Consider the following 19,600-nt stretch of genomic DNA (forward strand, 5'->3'; position numbering starts at 1 on the left):
GCGGCATGATCCAACCCACGGCCCAACGACCCCGGAGCCCCCGGCGGACCCGGAGGCGCCGGCGGCTGCCCCGGAGCCCCGGGCGCAGGGGGCGGACCGGGAGGCGCCGGCGGCTGCCCCGTCACGGCCGGACCGGCCAACATCGTCGCGGCATGATCCAACCCACGGCCCAACGACCCCGGAGCCCCCGGCGGACCCGGAGGCGCCGGCGGCTGCCCCGGAGCCCCGGGCGCAGGGGGCGGACCCGGAGGCGCCGGCGGCTGCCCCGTCACGGCCGGACCGGCCAACATCGTCGCGGCATGATCCAACCCACGGCCCATCGACCCCGGAGCCCCCGGCGGACCCGGAGGCTGCGGCGCACCCGCACCCGGAGCCCCGGGCGGACCAGGAGGCGCGGGCGGCGCGGGCGGCTGCCCCGGAGCCGAAGCACCGGCACCCGCAGCGGGCGGCGAAACCTTGGCCTTGCTCGTCGGAGCGTCCGCGATGTCCTGCGGCGACGACCCCAGCGCGGGCACGATCGCGGTCCTCGGCAGCCGGCTGCCACCCGGCATCAGCGTCGTCTTCGCCTCGGGCGCCACACCGGACGACGGCGCGTCCTCCAGGTCCGACCCGGACAGCGGCGGCGCGAACACGGTCGCCGGCAGCGGCACGGACGCTTCGTCCGCACCGGAGTTCACATCGGTACCCGCCCACGGCGTGGCACCCGCCGGCACTGCGGCCGCGGGAGTCGCCGGAACCCCGTCATTGGCCGTCGGCTCGTACGGGATCTCGCCCCCGCGCCGCAGCGGCACCGCGTCCGCGGCACCCGGAGCCGGGGCCGTGGACGAAGCCGGAGCCGGACCGGACTCCACGGAATCCGCATCCGTGGCCGCAGCGGACACCTCGTCCGAAGCCGCGGACGCCGACGCGGCAGCCGCGGCCGGCCGGGGTGCGATACCCGCCCGGTCCGCCGCCTCCTGCAGCCACTCCGGCGGACTCAGCATGAACGACGTCTGCTCCGAGTCGATCCGCGGCGGCGGAACCGAAGCCTCCGCAGCCGCCGGCGCGGCCACGGCCCCGTACTCCTCCTCGTACCGCCGGATCACCTCACCCACCGGCAGCCCGGGCCACAACGTCACCTCACCGCTGTCCCGCGCGATGACCAGCCGCTGCCGGCCCCCACCCGACACCGGGCCCGCCGCACGGTCCTCCGCCCACACCACGAACCCGAGCCCGAACTCCCGCACCCGCACCTCCCGGTGCTGGTACGCGGGCACGTCCCCGTTGATCCACTCCTCGGCGCGCTCCTGCGCCTGCGCAAACGTCACCACCGTGCCGTCACCCCTCATCCGTACCGGCACGCGTCACCGGAACCGAACGCGCGAATCCGCCGTCCACCATCAGACCGGCCACCGTCTCCAGTTCCGGCGGGTTGCCCGCCAGCCGCTCCAGGAAGGCATCGAAATCACCGCCGCACGGCAGCAAAAGCCGCTCCACGCGCTCCTGCACCGACCATCCGTCCTGGTCACGTGCGTCGTCGTAGGGCGAGAACCACACCGAGCCGATGCCCTCGCCCTTCACCTTCAGCGCGATCAGACCGCCCTGCGCGAAGGCCACGCACAGGTAGTCCTTCGTCAGGTGGTCGCGCAGGCACTTGTTGACGTAGACGAGGTCGTTGACCGCCGCCTCCTCACGCACCGTGAAGAACGGCTGGTCCACCAGCAGACCCAACTCCACGTCCAGCCCCGCGCCCACCGGGGCACAGCCGCCCGAGGCCTTCAGGAACGAGCGGTACGCCTCCGGCAGCCGGTAGCCGAGGTCCTCCTCGACACCCTGCACCTGGCTCTCCGAGACCGACACCACGGACTTCGGCAGCCCCATGTGCACCGGACGCACCTCCTGCAACGGCCGCGTCCCGCGCTTCTCGTGGTCCACCGGAGCCGTCGCCAGACCCGCGTGGTGCCGCAGCAGGGCCTTCACCTCGACCGGGACCAGCTCCATACGGCGCGAACCGGCCACGTGGTGCCAGGTCCAGCCGTGCGGGGTGGCCACCGGCCCGACCGTGTCCCACAACTCGTGGCCCGCGGCCTTCATCGCCGCGTTCGCGGACACGCAGTCCGTCAGCCGCAACTCGTCCACGCCGAAACCCTCGGGCGGTTCGGCGATCTCCACCGCCGCACGCGCGTAGGCGGAGAAGTCCGGATACCCGTCACCGTCCATCCGCACTCCGCGGGGATGCCGAGCGGCCCGGACCGGGTCCGGGAAATGCACGACCTGCCCCGAGTAAGCGGCGTTGGGTGGCGCGGCCTGCTGCCCGAGCCGACCTGTCGTCATGGCGGTAGCCCCCTGCTGGATCTGGCTGGTTCACCACAGCCTATGCGCTGGTGCAAGAGGCTCCGCCGCCCGCGACCCGCACACCAGCCCGACGGCCAGGAACATCCGAATTGATACGAAAATTCGACCCCGCTTCCGTATGACAGATGACATTTGGCAGGCTGTCCCCGCAGCACGGGGGCGTGCGCGAAAGCGGTCACCACCGCCGCCACGGGAGGGAAAGCGCGACCATGCAGAACACGGCAACACGTACGGAACCGGGCGACGGCACCGCCGACGCGACAGGCACACCCACCGAAACGGGCGGCCCCACCGGTGACCCCCGCCTGCGCTGGAGCAGCAGCGACGGCCGGCCCACCCCACCCGTCCTCCGCTTCCGCCGGGACGGCATCCTGCCCACCATCGCCGCCGCCCTCTCCGTGCGCGGCGAAACCCTCACCGGCACCGCCGGCAAGGCCGACCAGCCCCCCTCGCTCCACCCCCTCGTCCAGGACTTCCTGGACACCCTCACCAGCGGACAGCGCGAACGCTTCACCGGACGATGTCCCGAAGCGATACTGCTCTCCCGCCACCTGGCCGCCGTGGAGGCCGCCCGCTCCCGGCGCGCCTCCCGCAAGCCGCTGTCGCCCAGCGAGGCCCGCCGCTCCCTCAAGCACGCGAAGATCACCGCCCGCCGCATCCGCGAGGACGGCGACCCCCTCCACGGCAGCTACGCACCCCCCTGCCGCTCCTGCGACGCCCTCCTCGCCCACTTCGGCGTACGCCCCGTCGACCTCACCCCAGCCGAGTAGCCATGACGACCACCTCCGCCTCCTACGACCGCTCCTCGACCACCCGCTTCCCGGTCGCGGTGGACTCCGCGCTGCGGACCGCCGGCTGGGAGCCCGGCCGCTGGGACGCCAAACAGGCCGAGTACTGGGCCGACGCCCTCCGGGACCACACCACCCCCGCCGGACACCGCCACACGGTCTTCCCCGCCGCCGTCGAGGCCTGGGCCGAGTTCGGCGGCCTCACCGTCACCGCCCCCGGACCCGGCCGCCAGATCGCCCCGACCCCGGTGCGCATCGACCCCCTCACCGGGCTCCACCTCGCGCGCACCTTCGCCGACCTCGGCCGGGCCCTGTCCACGGAGCTCTGCCCCCTCGGGGTCGAGGCCGACGGCGGCTCCCACCTCGCGCTCGACCGCGAGGGCCGGGTCTACGGCATCGACCACACCGGCGACTGGTACCTCGGCTCCACCGTCGACGAGGCCCTCACCCTCCTCCTGACCGGCCTCCAACCCACCCGCCTCACCACGCAACCCCAGCCCTGACCCTCCACTGCGGTTCCGCTGCGCGGAGCGCCTGCGGCGGGCTCGGCGGTACGGGTCGGCTCCCGCCGGGGGTGGCCACTCCTGCGCCGGACTCGGCGGTACGGGTCGGCTCCCGCCGGGGGTGGCCAATGCCCCTGTGCCGGACTCAGCGGTACGGGCGGAGTTTCGGCTGGTCGGCGGTCTGGGGGTGCGGGTCGGCTCCCGCCGGGGGTGACCACTGCCCCTGTGCCGGACTCAGCGGTACAGGCGGGGTTTGGGCTGGTCGGTGGTGTGGGGGTGCGGGTCGGCTCCCGCCGGGGTGACCACTGCCGCTGCGCCGGACTCGGTGGTACGGCCTGTGTCTGCTGGTCGGTGGTGTGGGGGTGTGGGTCGGTGCCCCGGCGGAGTGTCTCCTCGGCTCGGCGCGGACTCCTTGTCCCGGCCAGGCGGCCTTGGTCGCGCCTCGTCCTGCGGGGACACTCCGCCGTGTCCCCGCCCCACGCCACAGCTCCGCCCAGGCGACACCACGCCCTCCCGGAGCCTGCCCGTACCGCTGGAGGGGGGACGGGCAGGGGTGTCCCCGCAGGACGAGGCGCGACCACCGGGTACAGCCGGGACAAAGAGCACGCGCCGAGCCGAGGAGACACCCCTGCCCGGCCCCCCGACCCACCCGCACCGCGCCCGCAACCCGGGACCCGCGACACGCTCCGGATCGGGCAAGGCCAGCCCGGATTCCGCCGAGCAACCCCGCAGGGGCCCGGCGGCACGCTCCCGACCCCGCGAAGCAAGCCCCGGATCCCGCCCGACAGGACGATCCGGACCCCGCGAAGCCAGCCCGGAACCCGCCGAGCAACCCCGCAGGGGCCCCGCAGGGGCACGGTCAGGGGATCGGGAGGACCGCCGAGACGCGGAAGCCGCCCGCGTCCGTCGGGCCGGACACGAAGACCCCGCCCAACCCGAGCACCCGCTCCCGCATCCCCACCAGCCCGTTCCCACCGCTCGGCAGCCCCACCCCGTCCACCGGCCCCTCGCACGGCCCGTTCTCCACCTGCATCGCCACCTCGCTCTCCCGGTGCGCCAGCCGCACGACGACCCGCGCCCCCGGAGCGTGCTTGTGACAGTTGGTCAGCGCCTCCTGCACCACCCGGTACGCCGTCTGCTCCACCTCCGCCGCGTACGCCGCCCCCTCCCCCTGCACCACCATCTCCACGGCCATCCCCGCCGCCCGGGACTGGCCGACCAACGCCTCCAGTTCCTCCAGCGACGGCCCGTCGTCCGCCGCCGTCACACCGCCCACGAGCGCGACCGGCCCCGCCGGTCCCACCGGCCCCGCAGGCGCCACCGTGGCGGCGGCCGCCGCCACGGCCGGCTTCGGCGGCGCCGCCCGCAGCACGCCGAGCATCTCCCTCAGCTCCGTCAGCGCCTGCCGCCCCATGTCCCCCACCAGCGCGGCGTTCTTCGCCGCCCGCGCCGGGTCCTTGGTGACCACCGCCTCCAGCGCGGCCGCGTGGACGACCATCAGCGACACCCGGTGGGCGACCACGTCGTGCATCTCGCGCGCGATCCGGGTCCGCTCCTCGGTGCGGGCCCACTCGGCGCGCTCCTCCGCCCGGTCGGCCAGCAGCGACAGCTCCCGCTCCAGCGAGTCGGCCCGCTCCTGCAGGCTCTCCATCAGCCGCCGCCGGGCACCGATGTAGAGCCCGAGCAGCATCGGCGGCACGGTCAGTGCCACCGCGACGAACCCGGACAGCGCGACCACGAGCGCCGGATCGGCCTCCACGTCCCCGCGTGTCTTCAGGTACATCACGACGAAGGTCGCGACCAGCGACATCGAGGCGAGCCCGGCGATGATCCGCCGGGGCACGTCGGAGGAGGCCAGCGAGTACATCGCCGCCACCGAGAGCAGGAACCCCATCTCGGCCGGCGCCACGGCGATCCCCACGAGCACCACGGCGATCGGCCACCGCCGCCGCAGCAGGAGCGTGGCCCCCACCACGGCCCCGAACAGCACCCCGGCTGCCACGGGGATGCCCGCCTCGTCCGCGAAGCGGACCCCTTCCCACGCGCACTCCGTGGTGGACACCGCGGCCAGCGCACCGTCCACCACGACGTCCCGCCGACGCGCCCACCACAACGGCGGCCCGGCACGGCCTTGCTCTTCCCCCGTACTGGTCATGCCGTCCAGCGTACGCAGGCGTCCCGACAGATCACCGACAGAAGTTCCCGCGAACACCAGCAATCGCACATACGAGTGAATCAACCAAATATCGAGACCTGAATCCCATATTCCGGACGACAGTGAGGGACATGACCGAGATCCGACGTCGCCCCGGCGACGGCGCGGGCGGCCTCCGCACGGGCGCCGCGAGCTTCGACTCCCTCCGCGAGCAAGCGGTCGCCCTCCGCAGGGAGGGCCTCAGCCGCCGCCAGATCCGCGACCGCCTGGCCGTCCACAACAACGACATCCTGAACCGGCTGCTGGAGGGTGAGCCGCCACCCGAATGGACGAAGCGCCCCAACGCGAAGGACGCCCTCCGCGACCGCGCCCGCGAGCTCCGCCTCCAGGGCCTCACCTACGACCGGATCCAGCTGGAGCTCGGCTGCTCGAAGAGCTCGATCTCCCTCTGGGTCCGCGACCTCCCGAAGGTCGATCACCGACCACCGGCCGAGCAGGGCCGGGACGCCGCACACAAGCGCTGGGCCCTCGAGGGCCCCCGCCGGGAGGCGGCACGGCAGGCCGCGGTCGAGGCGGCCCGGAAAGAGGTCGGCGCGCTCAGCGATCGCGACCTCTTCATCGCGGGCGTCGCCCTCTATTGGGCGGAAGGCTCCAAGAGCAAGCCGTACCGGCGCGACGAGACCGTCACGTTCGTCAACAGCGACCCCGGCGTCATCCGCGTCTACCTGGCCTGGCTGACACTCATGGGCATCCCCGACGATCGCCGCAAGTTCCGCGTGATGATCCACGAATCGGCCGACGTGGAGGGAGCGGAGCGGTACTGGGCGGACTTCGTCGGAGTGGAGCGGAGCCGGCTGCAGCGCACCACACTCAAGAAGCACAACCCGAGGACCATCCGGAAGAACACCGGGGCGGAGTACCGGGGATGCCTGATCGTCCGCGTCGCCGCCGGTTGCGAGTTGTACCGTCGCATTGAGGGTGCCTGGTGCGGCATAGTGGGGTCCGCGGGTTTGACCAAGTGACGAAATGTCCGGTTCACCCTGGCTTACTATCCCCTGTGGTGTAATTGGCAACACGGGTCACTTTGGATGATTTGTTCCAGGTTCGAGTCCTGGCAGGGGAGCCAAACACGTTCGGGTCCTGACCGCAGAGGTCTGGACCCGGCCTCGTTTCGGGGCCGTGGCCCCCCGGTATCCTTCACGGGTCCACCCCCGAAGCCGAAGGGCACACCCGTGAGCGCCAACCGCCCGGCAGCCGTCGTCGTACTCGCAGCGGGTGAGGGTACCCGCATGAAGTCGGCCACACCCAAGGTCCTGCACGAGATCTGCGGGCGCTCGCTCGTCGGTCACGTCGTCGCCGCCTCGCGCGAGCTGGACCCCGAACACCTCGTCGTGGTCGTCGGGCACGCCCGGGAGCAGGTCATCGCGCACCTCGCCGGCATGGACGCCGACGTCCGCACCGCCGTCCAGTACGAGCAGAACGGCACCGGCCACGCGGTCCGCATGGCCCTGCAGGAGCTCGGCGGGCCCGTCGACGGCACCGTGATCGTCGTCTGCGGCGACACCCCGCTGCTGACCGGGGAGACCCTGGGCCGGCTCGCGCGGACGCACGCCGCCGACGGCAACGCCGTCACCGTGCTCACCGCCGAGGTGCCGGACTCCACCGGCTACGGCCGCATCGTGCGCGACGCCGGCGGCGCGGTGACCGCGATCGTCGAGCACAAGGACGCCACGGACTCCCAGCGCGCCATCCGCGAGATCAACTCGGGTGTCTTCGCCTTCGGCGGCGCTCTGCTCGCCGACGCGCTCGGCAAGGTCCGCACCGACAACAGCCAGGGCGAGGAGTACCTCACCGACGTCCTCGGCATCCTGCGCGAGGCCGGTCACCGGGTCGGCGCGGCCGTCGGCAGCGACCACCGTCAGATCCTGGGGATCAACAACCGCGTGCAGCTCGCCGAGGCCCGTGCCCTGCTGAACGCGCGCCTGCTGGAGCAGGCCATGCTCGCGGGCGTGACGGTCGTCGACCCCGCCGGCACCTTCGTGGACGTGACCGTGACCTTCGGCCAGGACGCGATCGTGCACCCCGGCACCCAGCTCCTGGGTACGACGCACATCGGCGAGGGCGCCGAGGTCGGCCCCAACACCCGGCTGCGGGACACCCAGGTGGGTGCCGGCGCGCGCGTGGACAACACGGTGGCCGAGGGCGCGGTCGTGGGCCCGCAGGCGAGCGTGGGTCCGTTCGCCTACCTGCGTCCGGGGACGACCCTCGGGGCGAAGGCCAAGGCCGGTACGTACGTCGAGATGAAGAACGCGACGATCGGCGAGGGCACGAAGGTGCCGCACCTGTCGTACGTGGGCGACGCGACGATCGGCGAGTACACGAACATCGGCGCGGCGAGCGTCTTCGTGAACTACGACGGCGAGCACAAGCACCACACCACCGTCGGCTCGCATTGCAAGACGGGGTCGGACAACATGTTTGTGGCACCCGTCACGATCGGGGACGGGGCCTACACGGCCGCCGGGTCCGTGATCACGAAGGATGTGCCGCCCGGTGCGCTGGCCGTGGCCCGTGGCCAGCAGCGGAATATCGAGGGCTGGGTGGCCCGCAAGCGTCCGGGAAGTGCCGCCGCCACGGCTGCGCAGTCGGCGGTCTCGGAGGACTCCGAGCGCCCTTGAGGTGAACTGACCGGAAACAGGTACGCCTCGAACGGCGTACCGTGATAGGTGCACGCAATTCGGCTGGCTCACCGTGTGCGGGACGGACGCACATGGGGGCGAGCAGCTTCAACACGTCTGAGGAGACAGTGCTGTGACCGGGATCAAGACGACCGGCGAGAAGAAGCTGATGCTCTTCTCCGGCCGCGCCCACCCCGAGCTGGCCGAGGAGGTCGCGCACCAGCTGGGAGTCGGCCTCGTGCCGACCAAGGCTTTCGACTTCGCGAACGGTGAGATCTACGTCCGCTTCCAGGAGTCGGCGCGTGGCGCGGACTGCTTCCTGATCCAGAGCCACACGGCTCCGATCAACAAGTGGATCATGGAACAGCTGATCATGATCGACGCGCTGAAGCGTGCGTCGGCTCGTTCCATCACGGTGATCATCCCGTCCTACGGGTACGCCCGTCAGGACAAGAAGCACAAGGGCCGCGAGCCGATCTCGGCGCGTCTGGTGGCGGACCTGCTGAAGACCTCGGGTGCGGACCGCATCCTGACGGTCGACCTGCACACGGACCAGATCCAGGGCTTCTTCGACGGTCCGGTGGACCACCTGTCGGCGCTGAACGTCCTGGCGGACTACGTGGGCGCGAAGGTGGACCGTACGAAGCTGACGATCGTGTCTCCGGACGCCGGTCGTGTGCGGGTGGCGGACCGCTGGTGCGACCGGCTGGACGCGCCGCTGGCGATCGTGCACAAGCGCCGCGACAAGGACGTCGCCAACCAGGTGACGGTCCACGAGGTCGTCGGTGAGGTCAGGGGCCGCGTCTGCGTCCTGGTCGACGACATGATCGACACGGGTGGCACGATCTGCGCCGCGGCCGAGGCGCTGTTCGCGCACGGTGCGGAGGACGTGATCGTGACGGCGACGCACGGCATCCTGTCGGGTCCGGCGGCCGATCGTCTGAAGAACTCGAAGGTGAGCGAGTTCGTCTTCACGAACACCCTGCCGGACCCGTCGGACCTGGAGCTCGACAAGATCACGGTGCTGTCGATCGCGCCGATGATCGCGCGTGCGGTGCGTGAGGTCTTCGAGGACGGTTCGGTGACGAGCCTGTTCGAGGAGCAGCAGTAGTCGCTGCCGCGTAGATCCTTTTGAAGTGCGGCCTTCCCGCCGGGTAGACTCATGAAGTTGCTCGGCGAGGGAGGCCGCACTTTCGTGTGCGGGTGCTCCGTTATCGACGCGCTCTTCGTAGCAGGCCGTTCAGGCCGGGTGACTGTGTCCTTTTCCATCACCCCACGAGGAGTGAGCATGTCCGAGGTCAAGCTTTCCGCCGCCCTGCGCGACACCTTCGGCAAGGGCTCTGCCCGCCAGGCCCGTCGTGACGCCCTGACCCCCGGTGTCATCTACGGTCACGGCACCGCCCCGAAGCACGTCAACGTCGAGGCCCACGGTCTGATGATGGCGCTGAAGACCCCGAACGTCCTGCTGTCCCTGGACATCGCGGGCGACGGCACCGAGCTGGTCATCCCGAAGGCCGTGCAGCGTCACCCCCTGAAGCGCACCATCTCGCACGTCGACTTCCTGATCGTCAAGAAGGGCGAGAAGGTCGTCGTCGAGGTTCCGGTCGTGACCGAGGGTGACCTGGCCGCCGGTGGCAACCTGCTGGAGACCCTGCTGACCACGATCTCCGTCGAGACCGAGGCCACGCACATCCCGACCGAGATCACCGTCTCGATCGCGGGCCTGGAGGCCGGTGCGACCGTGCACGCCTCCGACCTGAAGCTGCCGGCCGGCACCGCCCTGGCCGTCGACGGTGAGACCGCCGTCCTGCAGGTCGTCGCCCCGCAGGCCGAGGAGCCGGCCGCCGAGGCCGAGGGTGAGACCGAGGGCGCCGAGGCCTGAGCCTCGCCCCTTCTCCTCAGCAGTTGCTGACCGACCGCCGTCCGGCTCCACTGGAGCGGGACGGCGGTCGTATTCGTTCTAGGCGGTAAGGAGCTTTTGATGTCGGACGACGCGGCGCCCTGGCTGATCGTGGGCCTGGGCAATCCGGGTGCGGAGTACGCCGGGAACCGCCACAACATCGGGTTCATGGTGGTCGATCTGCTGGCGGAGCGGATCGGCGGGAGGTTCAAGGCGCACAAGGCTCGGGCGCAGGTGGTCGAGGGCCGGATGGGTCCGCCGGGGCCGGCGAACCGCCGGGTGGTGCTGGCCAAGCCGATGTCGTTCATGAACCTGTCGGGTGGTCCGGTGACGGCTCTGCGGGACTTCTACAAGGTGCCGTTGGAGCGGATCGTGGCGGTCCACGACGAGTTGGACATCGACTATCCGACGCTGCGTCTGAAGCTGGGCGGCGGGGACAACGGGCACAACGGTCTGAAGTCGATGACGAAGTCGATGGGTGCGGACTACCACCGGGTGCGGTGCGGCATCGGCCGTCCGCCGGGCCGGATGCAGGTCGCGGACTTCGTGCTGAAGGATTTCTCCTCCACCGAGCGCAAGGAGCTGGACTGGTTCGTGGACCGGTCGGCGGACGCGGTGGAGTGTCTGGTGCTGGAGGGGCTGGAACGGGCGCAGTCGGCGTACAACTCGTAGCGGCTACATCTCGTCGAGTCCTTCGAAGTCGATCCTGGCGGCGAAGGGGCGGTCGACGCTGAACGGTTTGGTGTGGATGCCCTGGCAGACGTACGCGCGCGTGTGGGGATCCAGCACGTAGACGTACACGACCGGTTCGACGGCGTCCTCATCGCCCTCGATCTTGACGATCCAGTAGTTCGGGATGCCGGCGGCAGCGTACTTGTGCAGCTTGGTTTCGGTGTCGCGGGCTTCGGACTCGGGCGAGACCACTTCTACGGCGAGCATGACGTCGGCGGCGTAGAAGTGGGTCTGCATGGGGCTCGTGCAGGCTTCTCGCCGCACGACCGAGATGTCCGGCCAGGGCCCGTTTCGCTTGTCGATCACCACGGTCATCTCGCGTGCGACCTTCGTGTGCCGCGGAGCGGATTGGCGCAGCCTGGTGACGAGGAAGTCGATCAGGTCGGAGTGGATGAAGCGCTGCGGACTTGCGAAGACCAGGCTCCCGTCGGTCAACTCAGTGTGGCGCGGGAGATCCGGCAGCGTCAGCAGGTCGTCCACGGTGTACCCGTCCAGCGGGGGCCGCGACCAGTCGTGTACGGGCTCGGCGGTCATGGTTGCTCCCATGGACGGGATTCTGGTCCTGGCCACCAACGGTAGCGGCCGGTATCCGTGTCCGTCATCACATCGTGTGACGGACGCGGATACCGGCCGTTCGTTCGACCGTGCGGGTCAGCCGGTGTTGCGGAGGCCCGCCGCCACACCGTTGACGGTGAGCAGCAGGGCGCGGCCGAGGAGCGGGTCGGCGGGTTCGCCGGCTGCTGCGGCCGCGCGCTGGCGGGCGAGGAGGGAGACCTGGAGGTAGGAGATGGGGTCCAGGTAGGCGTCGCGGACGGCGAAGGTCTGCTGGAGGACCTTGTTGGAGTCCAGGAGCTTCTCGCCTCCGGTGATGCGCAGGACCTCGCGGACGGTGAGCTCGTGTTCGGCCTGGATGCGGGCGAAGACGTGCTTGAGGTGGTCGGGTACGAGGGTGTCGACGTAGTGGCGGGCGATCCGCAGGTCGGTCTTGGCCAGTGTCATCTCGACGTTGGACAGGAAGTTGCGGAAGAAGTGCCAGCGTTCGCCCATCTCGGTGAGGGCGTCCTCGTGGCCGGCTTCGCGCAGGGCCTTGAGGCCGGAGCCGACGCCGTACCAGCCGGGGACGATCTGGCGGGACTGGGTCCAGCCGAAGACCCACGGGATGGCGCGCAGGCCGTCGAGGCCGGCTCCGGAGTCGGGGCGGCGGGAGGGCCGGGAGCCGAGGTGGAGGTCGGCGAGCTGGTCGACGGGGGTGGCGGCGAAGAAGTAGGCGGGCAGGTCGGGGTCTTCGACGAGCTCGCGGTAGGCGGCGTGGGCGGCGTCGGAGACGGTGTCCATGGCCGCGTCCCAGCGGGCGAGGGCCTCGTCGGACTGGCGGGGCGCGGTGTGCAGGGCGGAGGCCTGCAGGGTGGCGGCGACGGTCAGTTCGAGGTTCTCGCGGGCGAGGGAGGGGACGAGGTACTTGTCGGAGATGACCTCGCCCTGTTCGGTGACCTTGATCTCGCCTTCGAGGGTGCCCCAGGGCTGGGCGAGGATCGCGTCGTGGGAGGGGCCGCCGCCGCGGCCGACGGTGCCGCCGCGGCCGTGGAAGAGGCGCAGGCGGACGCCGTAGCGGTGGGCGACGTCGCGCAGGCGGCGCTGGGCGCGGTGGATCTCCCACTGGCTGGTGGTGATGCCGCCGAACTTGGAGGAGTCGGAGTAGCCGAGCATGACTTCCTGGACGTCGCCGCGGAGGGAGACCAGGCGCCGGTAGGAGGGGTCGGCGAGCATGTCGTCGAGGATGACGTCGGCGGCGCGGAGTTCGTCGGTGGTCTCCAGGAGCGGGACGATGCCGATCTTGGCCCAGCCTGCGTGGAGGTCGATGAGGCCGGCCTCGCGGGCGAGGACGGCGGCGGCGAAGACGTCGTCGGCGCCCTGGCACATCGAGATGATGTAGGACTCGATGACCTCGGGGCCGAACTTCTCGAAGGCGTCCTTGACGGCGGCGAAGACGCCGAGGGTCTTGGCGCCGGCGGCGTCGAGGGGGGCCGGGGTGGGGGCCAGGGGGCGGCGGGAGCGGAGTTCCTTGGCGAGGAGCTTCTGCCGGTAGTCGCGGGGCATGTCGGCGTAGCGCCAGGATTCCTCGCCGAGGCGGTCGAAGAGCTGGCCGAGGGCGTGGTGGTGGGCGTCGGCGTGTTCGCGTACGTCCATGGTGGCGAGCTGGAGGCCGAAGGCGGCGAGGGTGCGGATGGTGCGGTCCATGTGGCCGTCCGCGAAGAGGCCGCCGCGGTGCTCGCGCAGGGAGGTCTGGAGGAGGGTGAGGTCGGTGAGGAGTTCGGCGGTGCCGAGGTAGTCGCGGCCTTCCTCGTGGGGGATGCCCTTGGCGAGGCGCTCGCGGGTGTTGAGGAGCTTCTGGCGGATGCAGGTGGCCTTGAGCCGGTAGGGCTCCTCGGCGTTGAGGCGCTTGTAGCGGGGGCTGATCTCGGGGAGGCGTTCGAGGTCGGCCTGGAGGGAGGCGAGGAGTTCCTCGGTGGCTCCGGTGTAGCGGATGGAGTTGGACAGCAGGCCGCGCAGGAAGTCGACGAGTTCGAGGGCGTCGGTGATGCCGTGTTCGTGCTGGAGGATCAGCACGTCGCGGGTGACGTCGGGGGTGACGTTGGGGTTGCCGTCGCGGTCGCCGCCGATCCAGGTGCCGAAGGTGAGGGGGCGGGTGCCGGCGGGCAGTTCGATGCCGACGCGGCGCAGTTCGGCGGCGAGGTCCTCCAGGACGTCGCCGACGGCGCCGGCGTGGAGTTCGTCGAGGTAGTAGATGGCGTTGCGGGCCTCGTCGGCGGGCTCGGGGCGGACGACGCGCAGTTCGTCGGTCTGCCAGACGAGGTCGATGTTCTCGGCGAGGCGGAGGTCGTGGCGGCGGCGGTCGCCGGCGCCGGTGACGGGCTCCTCCAGGAGGGCCGCGATGCGGCGCAGCTTGTTGAGGACGCTGCGGCGGGCGGCTTCGGTGGGGTGTGCGGTGAAGACGGGGCGGACGTTGAGGTTCTTGACCGTTTCGCGCAGGTGCTCGGGGTCGGCGTCCTTGAGCATGTCGGCGGTGCGGGCGAGGAGCCCGCCCTCGGCGGCGCGGTGGGCGCGCAGTTCCTTGCCGCGGTGGACCTGCTCGGTGATGTTGGCGAGGTGGAAGTAGGTGGAGAAGGCGCGCACGAGCTTGGCGGCGGTCTCCAGGTCGGTGTCGCCGAGGAGGGTGGCGGCGGCTTCTCCGTCGGTGCGGGTGAGGGCGCGGACGCGTTCGACGAGGTCGAGCAGGTCCTGGCCTTCCTGGCGTACGAGGGTCTCCCCGAGGAGGTCGCCGAGGCGGCGGATGTCCGCGCGCAGTTCCGCGTTGGCGGTGGCGGCCGGGGTGACGGGGGCCTGCTGGGTGGCCAGGGGGGCCTTGTCAGCACTGCTCACAGGTGCGGCTCCTTGCAGTGTTCGAGCGCTACTGGGCGGTGGGCTCCCGGCCGTGCGCGGCGTGGACCCGCCGGACTGGCGTCCGGGGGACCGCCGCTCCTGAGGTGTGGCTCGGGCTGCCCGTGCGGACCGCGCTGTCCGACGGGGAACAGGATAGGTGTCCGATGCCCGTGCCTGGGCAAACGTCTCACAGGCCGAGTCGCCGGGGGCCGGGGTGGCGGGTGGTGGGCGGGGGCGCACTCCGGTTGTGGTGGTCGTGCTCCTCTTGTCCCGGGGCCGGGCTTTGCCATACTTACGTTGCCGTAGGTTACGGACCCGTAGGGTCTGGTGATCCGGCGAACCCTCCTGCCTCCCTCACCCCCCAGGGGACACCCATGACCACCAGCCCCGATCTGATCGAGGGTGCCTCGGCGCCCTCCGAGACTCCTGTGCCGTCCGCGACGCTGGGCGGCGAGAACAAGCGGTCGATCGAGCAGGTCGCCCTGCTGCTGTTCATCACCGTTCCCTTCGTGGCGCTGCTGGCGGCGGTGCCGCTGGCCTGGGGCTGGGGGGTGAGCTGGCTGGATCTGGGCCTGATGGTGTTCATGTACTTCCTGGCCTGCCACGGGATCACGATCGGTTTCCACCGTTACTTCACGCATGGTTCCTTCAAGGCGAAGCGGCCGCTGCGGATCGTGCTCGCGGTGATGGGTTCGATGGCGGTGGAGGGTCCGCTGGTGCGGTGGGTGGCGGACCACCGCAAGCACCACAAGTTCTCGGACCACGAGGGCGACCCGCATTCGCCGTGGCGGTTCGGTGAGACGGTGCCGGCGTTGATGAAGGGCCTGTGGTGGGCGCACATCGGATGGCTGTTCGACGAGGAGCAGACCGATCAGCAGAAGTACGCCCCGGATCTGATCAAGGACCCGGCGATCCGGCGCATCTCGCGGGACTTCATCTGGTGGACGATCTTCTCGCTGGCGGTTCCGCCGCTGGTGGGCGGTCTGGTGACGATGTCGTGGTGGGGGGCGTTCACGGCGTTCTTCTGGGGTTCCCTGGTACGGGTGGCGCTGCTGCACCACGTGACGTGGTCGATCAACTCGATCTGTCACGCGGTGGGCAAGCGGCCGTTCAAGTCCCGGGACCGGTCGGGCAACGTGTGGTGGCTGGCGGTGCTGTCGTGCGGTGAGTCGTGGCACAACCTGCACCACGCGGATCCGACGTCGGCCCGGCACGGTGTGCTGCGGGGGCAGGTGGATTCCAGTGCGCGGCTGATCCGCTGGTTCGAGCGGCTGGGATGGGCGACGGACGTGCGGTGGCCGTCGGCGGCCCGGATCGACGCCCGGCGCAGGGAAAACGGGCCGAACGCGGCATGATGGGGGGCGTGGCGATCGACGGCGGTACCAGCAGCGACAAGCCCAGGCGTGGCCGCCGGGTTCGGATGACGGGCGCGGAGCGGCGTCAGCAGTTGCTGGACATCGGCCGGACCCTGTTCGCGGAGAAGGGTTTCGAGGGCACGTCGGTGGAGGAGATCGCGGCGAAGGCCGGGGTGTCCAAGCCGGTGGTGTACGAGCACTTCGGCGGCAAGGAGGGCCTGTACGCGGTCGTCGTGGACCGGGAGATGCGTCAGTTGCTGGACGGGGTGACGGGTGCGTTGACGGCCGGGCATCCTCGGGAGCTGCTGGAGCAGGCGGCGTTCGCGCTGCTGGACTACATCGAGTCGTACACGGACGGTTTCCGGATCCTGGTGCGGGATTCCCCGGTCGCGCAGTCGACGGGTACGTTCGCGTCGCTGATCAGCGACATCGCCACGCAGGTGGAGGACATCCTGGGGCTGGAGTTCAAGGCCCGGGGCTTCGATCCGAAGCTGGCCCCGCTGTACGCGCAGGCGCTGGTCGGGATGGTGGCGCTGACGGGGCAGTGGTGGCTGGACGTGCGCAAGCCGAAGAAGGCCGAGGTGGCGGCGCATCTGGTGAACCTGGCGTGGCACGGGCTGGACGGGCTGGAGTCGAAGCCGCAGCTGGTGGGCCGCCGCAAGAGCTAGGCGCCGTTCGCGGGCGGTACGACGGCGCCCCGTCACCGGTGATCCGGTGACGGGGTCTTTCGCGTCTTCGGATTAGAGATGCCCGGCGACACAGCGGAAGCCGGTGTCCTCGTCGCACATGCCGGTGGAGGCATCGTTGAAGGCTGCGGGCGTGGCGCGCACAAAGGGGCTGGTGAATGCGCTCCCCTTCAACTCCCGGCGCCCCTGGGAGGACTCGGTGGCGCACCATTCCCACACATTGCCGCACAGGTCGTAGGCCCCGAACGGGCTTGCACCGCTCTGGTAGCGGCTGACAGGGGTGGTGTGCCCGATGCCGGAGTCGGAGACGTTGCACTTCGCCGCGGTGGGGTTGTTGCCCCAGGGGTAGATGTTCCCCTTCGTTCCTCGGGCAGCTTTCTCCCACTGGGTGCTGCTGGGAAGCGCCTTCCCTGCCCACGCGGCGTAGGCCGCAGCGTCGCGCCACGTCACCCAGACCACCGGGTGGTCGAAGATGCTCTCCGGGTACCGCGACCCTTCCCAGTGCTGCGGGGGCGGGTAGCCGGTGGCGGACACGAAGCGGAAGTAGTCGGCGTTCGTGGTGGGGAACACATCCAGGTGGAACCCGGGGAGCCACGTCGTCGAGCCGGCATCGCCCCCCAGGAAGATCCCCTCTGGAACCTCCACCATCAGCTTCCCGTCGACCGGATGCCGGACGAACTGGAGCGGATCGGCAGCCAGCAGTATCTCCGTACGCTGGTCTTCAGCCGCAGCGGCCTGCTCCGTGATCAGGAAGGCGAAACGCTCATGCGCTTCCGTGCCCGCGCAGGACAACGCGGTGTCGAGCGCGGCCTGATTGGAGGGGCGCGGGGCAATGCCGACACCGCCAGCCTCCCAGTTCGACACCATGCGGTCGCTGACCCCGATGTGGACAGCGAACTGGCGGACGGTCATCCGCATGGCCGTGCGTAAGGCCCTCGTTTCTCTCCCCGTCCATCGCACCACCGCCATGCCCGGCCCCGGTTAGACGAGATCGCCGGGAGCGGCCTGGTACCCCTCGCGGAGGGCGGCCAGCACCGGATGCTCGGTGGGAAACGGTGTGGAGTCGATGGTACTGATGGCCCGCACCCCGATGCTCGTATTGGTGGCGAACGCGGCCTGCATCCCGTGGGCGGCCTCGCGCGTGACGTGTGTGACCGTGTGCTCGTGCTGCTGCTGGAGGAGCGCCATCGTGACCCCGGGCAGGACTTCCGCCTTCGGCCAGATCACGGATCCCTCTCTGTCAATGAAGCCGACGTTCCAGGTGCCGCCCTCGGAGATCAGGTCATCCGGCCCGTAGAACAGCGCGTCGTCGAAACCGTCGAGCTGCGCCGCCCGGCGGGCATGGAGGGCGCCGAAGAGACCGATGTGCTTCACCGCCGGGACGTCGCGCACGTACGGAACCGCCTGGACCCTCATGGGCGGCATCGGAAGCTGACCCGTCGGCCGGCTGGTCACCAGGACATGCGGGGTGGCAGCCGACGAGGGGTGACCCATGTCCAGGGCCGGGTCGAAGATGCTGACGCGAACAACGAACGAACCGTCGTGGCCGGCGACCGCCCGGCGTACGCATTCACGGACGCGGTCCATGTCGAGTTCGGTGGCGAAGACGGCGCGGCAGTCGCGTTGCAGCCGCTCCATGTGCAGGGACAGGCCCCGCACCCGCTGGTCATCGACACGCATCGAGGTGAAGTGCCCGTAGTTGACCAGCGCCAGGGCCTTCACGGCCTCAAGATCGGCGGGGGCGCCATTGAGTTCCATCATGCTGGCCAGTCTGGCAGTTGGGGCCGACCGGGCAGCCGAGAGAGGCCAATCCGATCCGCGTAACTTCAGCAAGACTTCATTCCCCAACGGGTCCGCACGGCCGTTGACTTGTCACTGCGCCCCGAAGCGCCGACTCTCCGGGGCGCCCCTCCAGACCGAGGAGAACGCCGTGACCGAACGCCTGCCGCGCCGCCCGCTGGCCCGTCAGCTCGAAGACCAGCCGGACGAGCGGATCCCGTGGGACGCCTTCGCCGTCGGCTCCAACATTTCCGCGCCGTACGGACAGCCTTCCCCGGCCCTGATCGAGCGGGCCAAGGGCAGCGAGAGCAGGATCGGCGCCTTGCACACCCACACCGCCTCGGCGGGCGAGGAGTGATCGCCGTGCCCCGCCCCGCGTCCCACCAGAACCTGCCGGAGTGGCTCCACGAGGGCGCCAAGGTCTACGACCCCGGCCGCGACACCGAGGGCGTCGTGCAGTTCATCGGCGACTTCGAGGAGCCTTCCACCCGTCGACACATCCACAACGCGGTGTTTCTGCGGCCCGAGGGCGGCGGGGTGGAGTGGACCGTCCTTCCCGGGGCCGTACGGGAAGCGGGACCGCCGTGAGGCTGCGCCTGCTGGACGAGACCGAACTGGCTGGCGACCCGAGTCGCAGCGTGGAAATGACGCTCGACGGCGTCCGCGTCGAGGATGACCGCCTGGCGGTGCGGCTGACACCGGTTGATCTCGTCCACCTCGCCCTCGACGCCGAGCGGGTCATGGCCGAGATCAGAGCCGAAGCCGTGCGCGCCGAGCAGGCATGGCGCCGCGCCCTGAACCAGTGGCACGAAGAAGGACGGGCGGCTGTCGAAGCCCGGGAACCGGGCGTGGCGCTGCTGACCCGGGTGCTCGCAGCACTGCGTGGCGACGCCGCGGTGACCTGCTGATCCACCACGAGACTTCCGCCCGCCCCACCCACATCACGGGGCCGGGTGGAGAAAGACGCCGGGGAGCCCTTTCCCGGCGGCCCACCGAGCGACGACCGAGAGGACGCACACAATGCGAGGTCACGTTCCGTCGAACGAAATCACCGCCGAGGGATACGCGCCGATCTACCACCAGACCAAGCAGCGCATGGCCGACGTGTTCGGTGTCCGCGACGACCGGCACTGGCCGTCCGGCGAGGAGACGTGCTCCGACTGCTACAGCGTCACGCCGGCGATCAGCGCCACCGTGTAAGACGGCCCCGCACACCCAGTGAACCGAGGCCGGGTGCTGTACGCGGTACCCGGCCTCCCACAGAAGACGG

Annotated in this window: 19 protein-coding genes, 1 tRNA gene and 1 pseudogene; 14 read left to right on the plus strand and 7 right to left on the minus strand. The window is 70.7% G+C overall.

What is annotated here, in order from left to right:
- Both ACIPXC_RS08245 and ACIPXC_RS08250 read right to left on the minus strand, forming a co-directional pair.
- Positions 1-1,328: pseudogene (locus ACIPXC_RS08245) on the minus strand (hypothetical protein); the annotation flags it as partial.
- Complete coding sequence (locus ACIPXC_RS08250; protein ID WP_401614735.1) at positions 1,318-2,313, minus strand: SMI1/KNR4 family protein; 996 nt, start codon at positions 2,311-2,313, stop codon at positions 1,318-1,320. The gene ACIPXC_RS08250 and the pseudogene ACIPXC_RS08245, both read right to left, overlap by 11 nt.
- 230 nt (positions 2,314-2,543) lie before the next feature.
- Between ACIPXC_RS08250 and ACIPXC_RS08255 the strand changes: the two genes are divergently transcribed.
- Positions 2,544-3,104 carry a YwqJ-related putative deaminase gene (locus tag ACIPXC_RS08255; RefSeq protein WP_401614737.1) on the plus strand — a complete coding sequence of 187 codons (561 nt, stop codon included), beginning with the start codon at positions 2,544-2,546 and terminating at the stop codon, positions 3,102-3,104.
- A gap of 2 nt (positions 3,105-3,106) precedes the next feature.
- On the plus strand, positions 3,107-3,625 hold the full coding sequence (locus tag ACIPXC_RS08260; protein WP_401614739.1) for an SUKH-3 domain-containing protein: 519 nt from the start codon (positions 3,107-3,109) through the stop codon (positions 3,623-3,625).
- 859 nt (positions 3,626-4,484) lie between these two features.
- Here the strand turns inward: ACIPXC_RS08260 and ACIPXC_RS08265 are convergent.
- Positions 4,485-5,780 (minus strand): sensor histidine kinase, encoded by a 1,296-nt coding sequence (locus ACIPXC_RS08265; RefSeq protein ID WP_401614741.1) that lies wholly within the window; start codon positions 5,778-5,780, stop codon positions 4,485-4,487.
- A gap of 131 nt (positions 5,781-5,911) precedes the next feature.
- Between ACIPXC_RS08265 and ACIPXC_RS08270 the strand changes: the two genes are divergently transcribed.
- From ACIPXC_RS08270 to pth, 6 genes are all read left to right on the plus strand, one after another.
- Positions 5,912-6,802, plus strand: a complete 891-nt coding sequence (locus ACIPXC_RS08270; RefSeq protein WP_401614743.1) for a hypothetical protein — start codon at positions 5,912-5,914, stop codon at positions 6,800-6,802.
- Positions 6,803-6,831: 29 nt separating this feature from the next.
- Positions 6,832-6,906 (plus strand) — tRNA-Gln (locus ACIPXC_RS08275).
- A gap of 106 nt (positions 6,907-7,012) precedes the next feature.
- Positions 7,013-8,458, plus strand: a complete 1,446-nt coding sequence (gene glmU, locus ACIPXC_RS08280; protein WP_401614745.1) for a bifunctional UDP-N-acetylglucosamine diphosphorylase/glucosamine-1-phosphate N-acetyltransferase GlmU — start codon at positions 7,013-7,015, stop codon at positions 8,456-8,458.
- 133 nt (positions 8,459-8,591) lie between these two features.
- A complete protein-coding gene (locus ACIPXC_RS08285) occupies positions 8,592-9,569 on the plus strand; it encodes a ribose-phosphate diphosphokinase (protein WP_046778899.1) in 978 nt (325 codons plus the stop codon).
- A gap of 177 nt (positions 9,570-9,746) precedes the next feature.
- Positions 9,747-10,340 (plus strand): 50S ribosomal protein L25/general stress protein Ctc, encoded by a 594-nt coding sequence (locus tag ACIPXC_RS08290; protein WP_401614747.1) that lies wholly within the window; start codon positions 9,747-9,749, stop codon positions 10,338-10,340.
- A 99-nt stretch (positions 10,341-10,439) separates the two neighbouring features.
- Positions 10,440-11,030 carry an aminoacyl-tRNA hydrolase gene (gene pth / locus ACIPXC_RS08295; RefSeq protein ID WP_401614749.1) on the plus strand — a complete coding sequence of 197 codons (591 nt, stop codon included), beginning with the start codon at positions 10,440-10,442 and terminating at the stop codon, positions 11,028-11,030.
- A 3-nt stretch (positions 11,031-11,033) separates the two neighbouring features.
- Here the strand turns inward: pth and ACIPXC_RS08300 are convergent, their stop codons facing one another.
- Positions 11,034-11,636 carry a Uma2 family endonuclease gene (locus tag ACIPXC_RS08300; RefSeq protein WP_401614751.1) on the minus strand — a complete coding sequence of 201 codons (603 nt, stop codon included), beginning with the start codon at positions 11,634-11,636 and terminating at the stop codon, positions 11,034-11,036.
- Positions 11,637-11,741: 105 nt separating this feature from the next.
- Entirely contained in the window at positions 11,742-14,510 is a 2,769-nt protein-coding gene (gene ppc / locus ACIPXC_RS08305) for a phosphoenolpyruvate carboxylase (protein ID WP_401614753.1), read from the minus strand.
- 374 nt (positions 14,511-14,884) lie between these two features.
- Between ppc and ACIPXC_RS08310 the strand changes: the two genes are divergently transcribed.
- A complete protein-coding gene (locus ACIPXC_RS08310; RefSeq protein WP_401614755.1) occupies positions 14,885-15,865 on the plus strand; it encodes an acyl-CoA desaturase in 981 nt (326 codons plus the stop codon).
- Positions 15,865-16,533 (plus strand): TetR/AcrR family transcriptional regulator, encoded by a 669-nt coding sequence (locus tag ACIPXC_RS08315; protein WP_235439194.1) that lies wholly within the window; start codon positions 15,865-15,867, stop codon positions 16,531-16,533. Before ACIPXC_RS08310 ends, ACIPXC_RS08315 begins: the two co-directional genes overlap by 1 nt.
- A 72-nt stretch (positions 16,534-16,605) precedes the next feature.
- Here the strand turns inward: ACIPXC_RS08315 and ACIPXC_RS08320 are convergent, their stop codons facing one another.
- Positions 16,606-17,463, minus strand: a complete 858-nt coding sequence (locus ACIPXC_RS08320; protein WP_401614757.1) for an SUMF1/EgtB/PvdO family nonheme iron enzyme — start codon at positions 17,461-17,463, stop codon at positions 16,606-16,608.
- Positions 17,464-17,532: 69 nt separating this feature from the next.
- Positions 17,533-18,312, minus strand: coding sequence for an aminotransferase class IV family protein (locus tag ACIPXC_RS08325; RefSeq protein WP_401614759.1), 780 nt, complete (start codon positions 18,310-18,312; stop codon positions 17,533-17,535).
- Positions 18,313-18,481: 169 nt separating this feature from the next.
- Here ACIPXC_RS08325 and ACIPXC_RS08330 point away from each other — a divergent pair, with 169 nt between their 5' ends.
- The 4 genes from ACIPXC_RS08330 to ACIPXC_RS08345 all read left to right on the plus strand — a co-directional run bounded on the left by ACIPXC_RS08330 (position 18,482) and on the right by ACIPXC_RS08345 (position 19,530).
- Positions 18,482-18,688, plus strand: a complete 207-nt coding sequence (locus ACIPXC_RS08330) for a hypothetical protein (protein WP_401614761.1) — start codon at positions 18,482-18,484, stop codon at positions 18,686-18,688.
- A gap of 5 nt (positions 18,689-18,693) precedes the next feature.
- Positions 18,694-18,918: a hypothetical protein gene (locus ACIPXC_RS08335; RefSeq protein WP_401614763.1), complete on the plus strand. Its 225-nt coding sequence runs from the start codon at positions 18,694-18,696 to the stop codon at positions 18,916-18,918.
- Entirely contained in the window at positions 18,915-19,238 is a 324-nt protein-coding gene (locus tag ACIPXC_RS08340) for a hypothetical protein (protein ID WP_401614765.1), read from the plus strand. The genes ACIPXC_RS08335 and ACIPXC_RS08340 overlap by 4 nt, the downstream gene beginning before the upstream one ends.
- Before the next feature lie 112 nt (positions 19,239-19,350).
- Positions 19,351-19,530, plus strand: a complete 180-nt coding sequence (locus ACIPXC_RS08345) for a hypothetical protein (protein WP_364860246.1) — start codon at positions 19,351-19,353, stop codon at positions 19,528-19,530.
- Positions 19,531-19,600 lie beyond the last annotated feature (70 nt).

The sequence above is a fragment of the Streptomyces sp. NPDC090021 genome, from assembly GCF_044748225.1.
Lineage (GTDB): Bacteria > Actinomycetota > Actinomycetes > Streptomycetales > Streptomycetaceae > Streptomyces.

Bases quoted from the DNA above. Each gene is read 5' to 3' on its own strand.
- ACIPXC_RS08250 (WP_401614735.1), bottom strand. From the start codon at position 2,313: ATGACGACAGGTCGGCTCGGGCAGCAGGCCGCGCCACCCAACGCCGCT.
- ACIPXC_RS08255 (WP_401614737.1), top strand. From the start codon at position 2,544: ATGCAGAACACGGCAACACGTACGGAACCGGGCGACGGCACCGCCGAC.
- ACIPXC_RS08260 (WP_401614739.1), top strand. From the start codon at position 3,107: ATGACGACCACCTCCGCCTCCTACGACCGCTCCTCGACCACCCGCTTC.
- ACIPXC_RS08265 (WP_401614741.1), bottom strand. From the start codon at position 5,780: ATGACCAGTACGGGGGAAGAGCAAGGCCGTGCCGGGCCGCCGTTGTGG.
- ACIPXC_RS08270 (WP_401614743.1), top strand. From the start codon at position 5,912: ATGACCGAGATCCGACGTCGCCCCGGCGACGGCGCGGGCGGCCTCCGC.
- ACIPXC_RS08290 (WP_401614747.1), top strand. From the start codon at position 9,747: ATGTCCGAGGTCAAGCTTTCCGCCGCCCTGCGCGACACCTTCGGCAAG.
- pth (WP_401614749.1), top strand. From the start codon at position 10,440: ATGTCGGACGACGCGGCGCCCTGGCTGATCGTGGGCCTGGGCAATCCG.
- ACIPXC_RS08300 (WP_401614751.1), bottom strand. From the start codon at position 11,636: ATGGGAGCAACCATGACCGCCGAGCCCGTACACGACTGGTCGCGGCCC.
- ACIPXC_RS08310 (WP_401614755.1), top strand. From the start codon at position 14,885: ATGACCACCAGCCCCGATCTGATCGAGGGTGCCTCGGCGCCCTCCGAG.
- ACIPXC_RS08315 (WP_235439194.1), top strand. From the start codon at position 15,865: ATGGGGGGCGTGGCGATCGACGGCGGTACCAGCAGCGACAAGCCCAGG.
- ACIPXC_RS08320 (WP_401614757.1), bottom strand. From the start codon at position 17,463: ATGACCGTCCGCCAGTTCGCTGTCCACATCGGGGTCAGCGACCGCATG.
- ACIPXC_RS08325 (WP_401614759.1), bottom strand. From the start codon at position 18,312: ATGATGGAACTCAATGGCGCCCCCGCCGATCTTGAGGCCGTGAAGGCC.
- ACIPXC_RS08345 (WP_364860246.1), top strand. From the start codon at position 19,351: ATGCGAGGTCACGTTCCGTCGAACGAAATCACCGCCGAGGGATACGCG.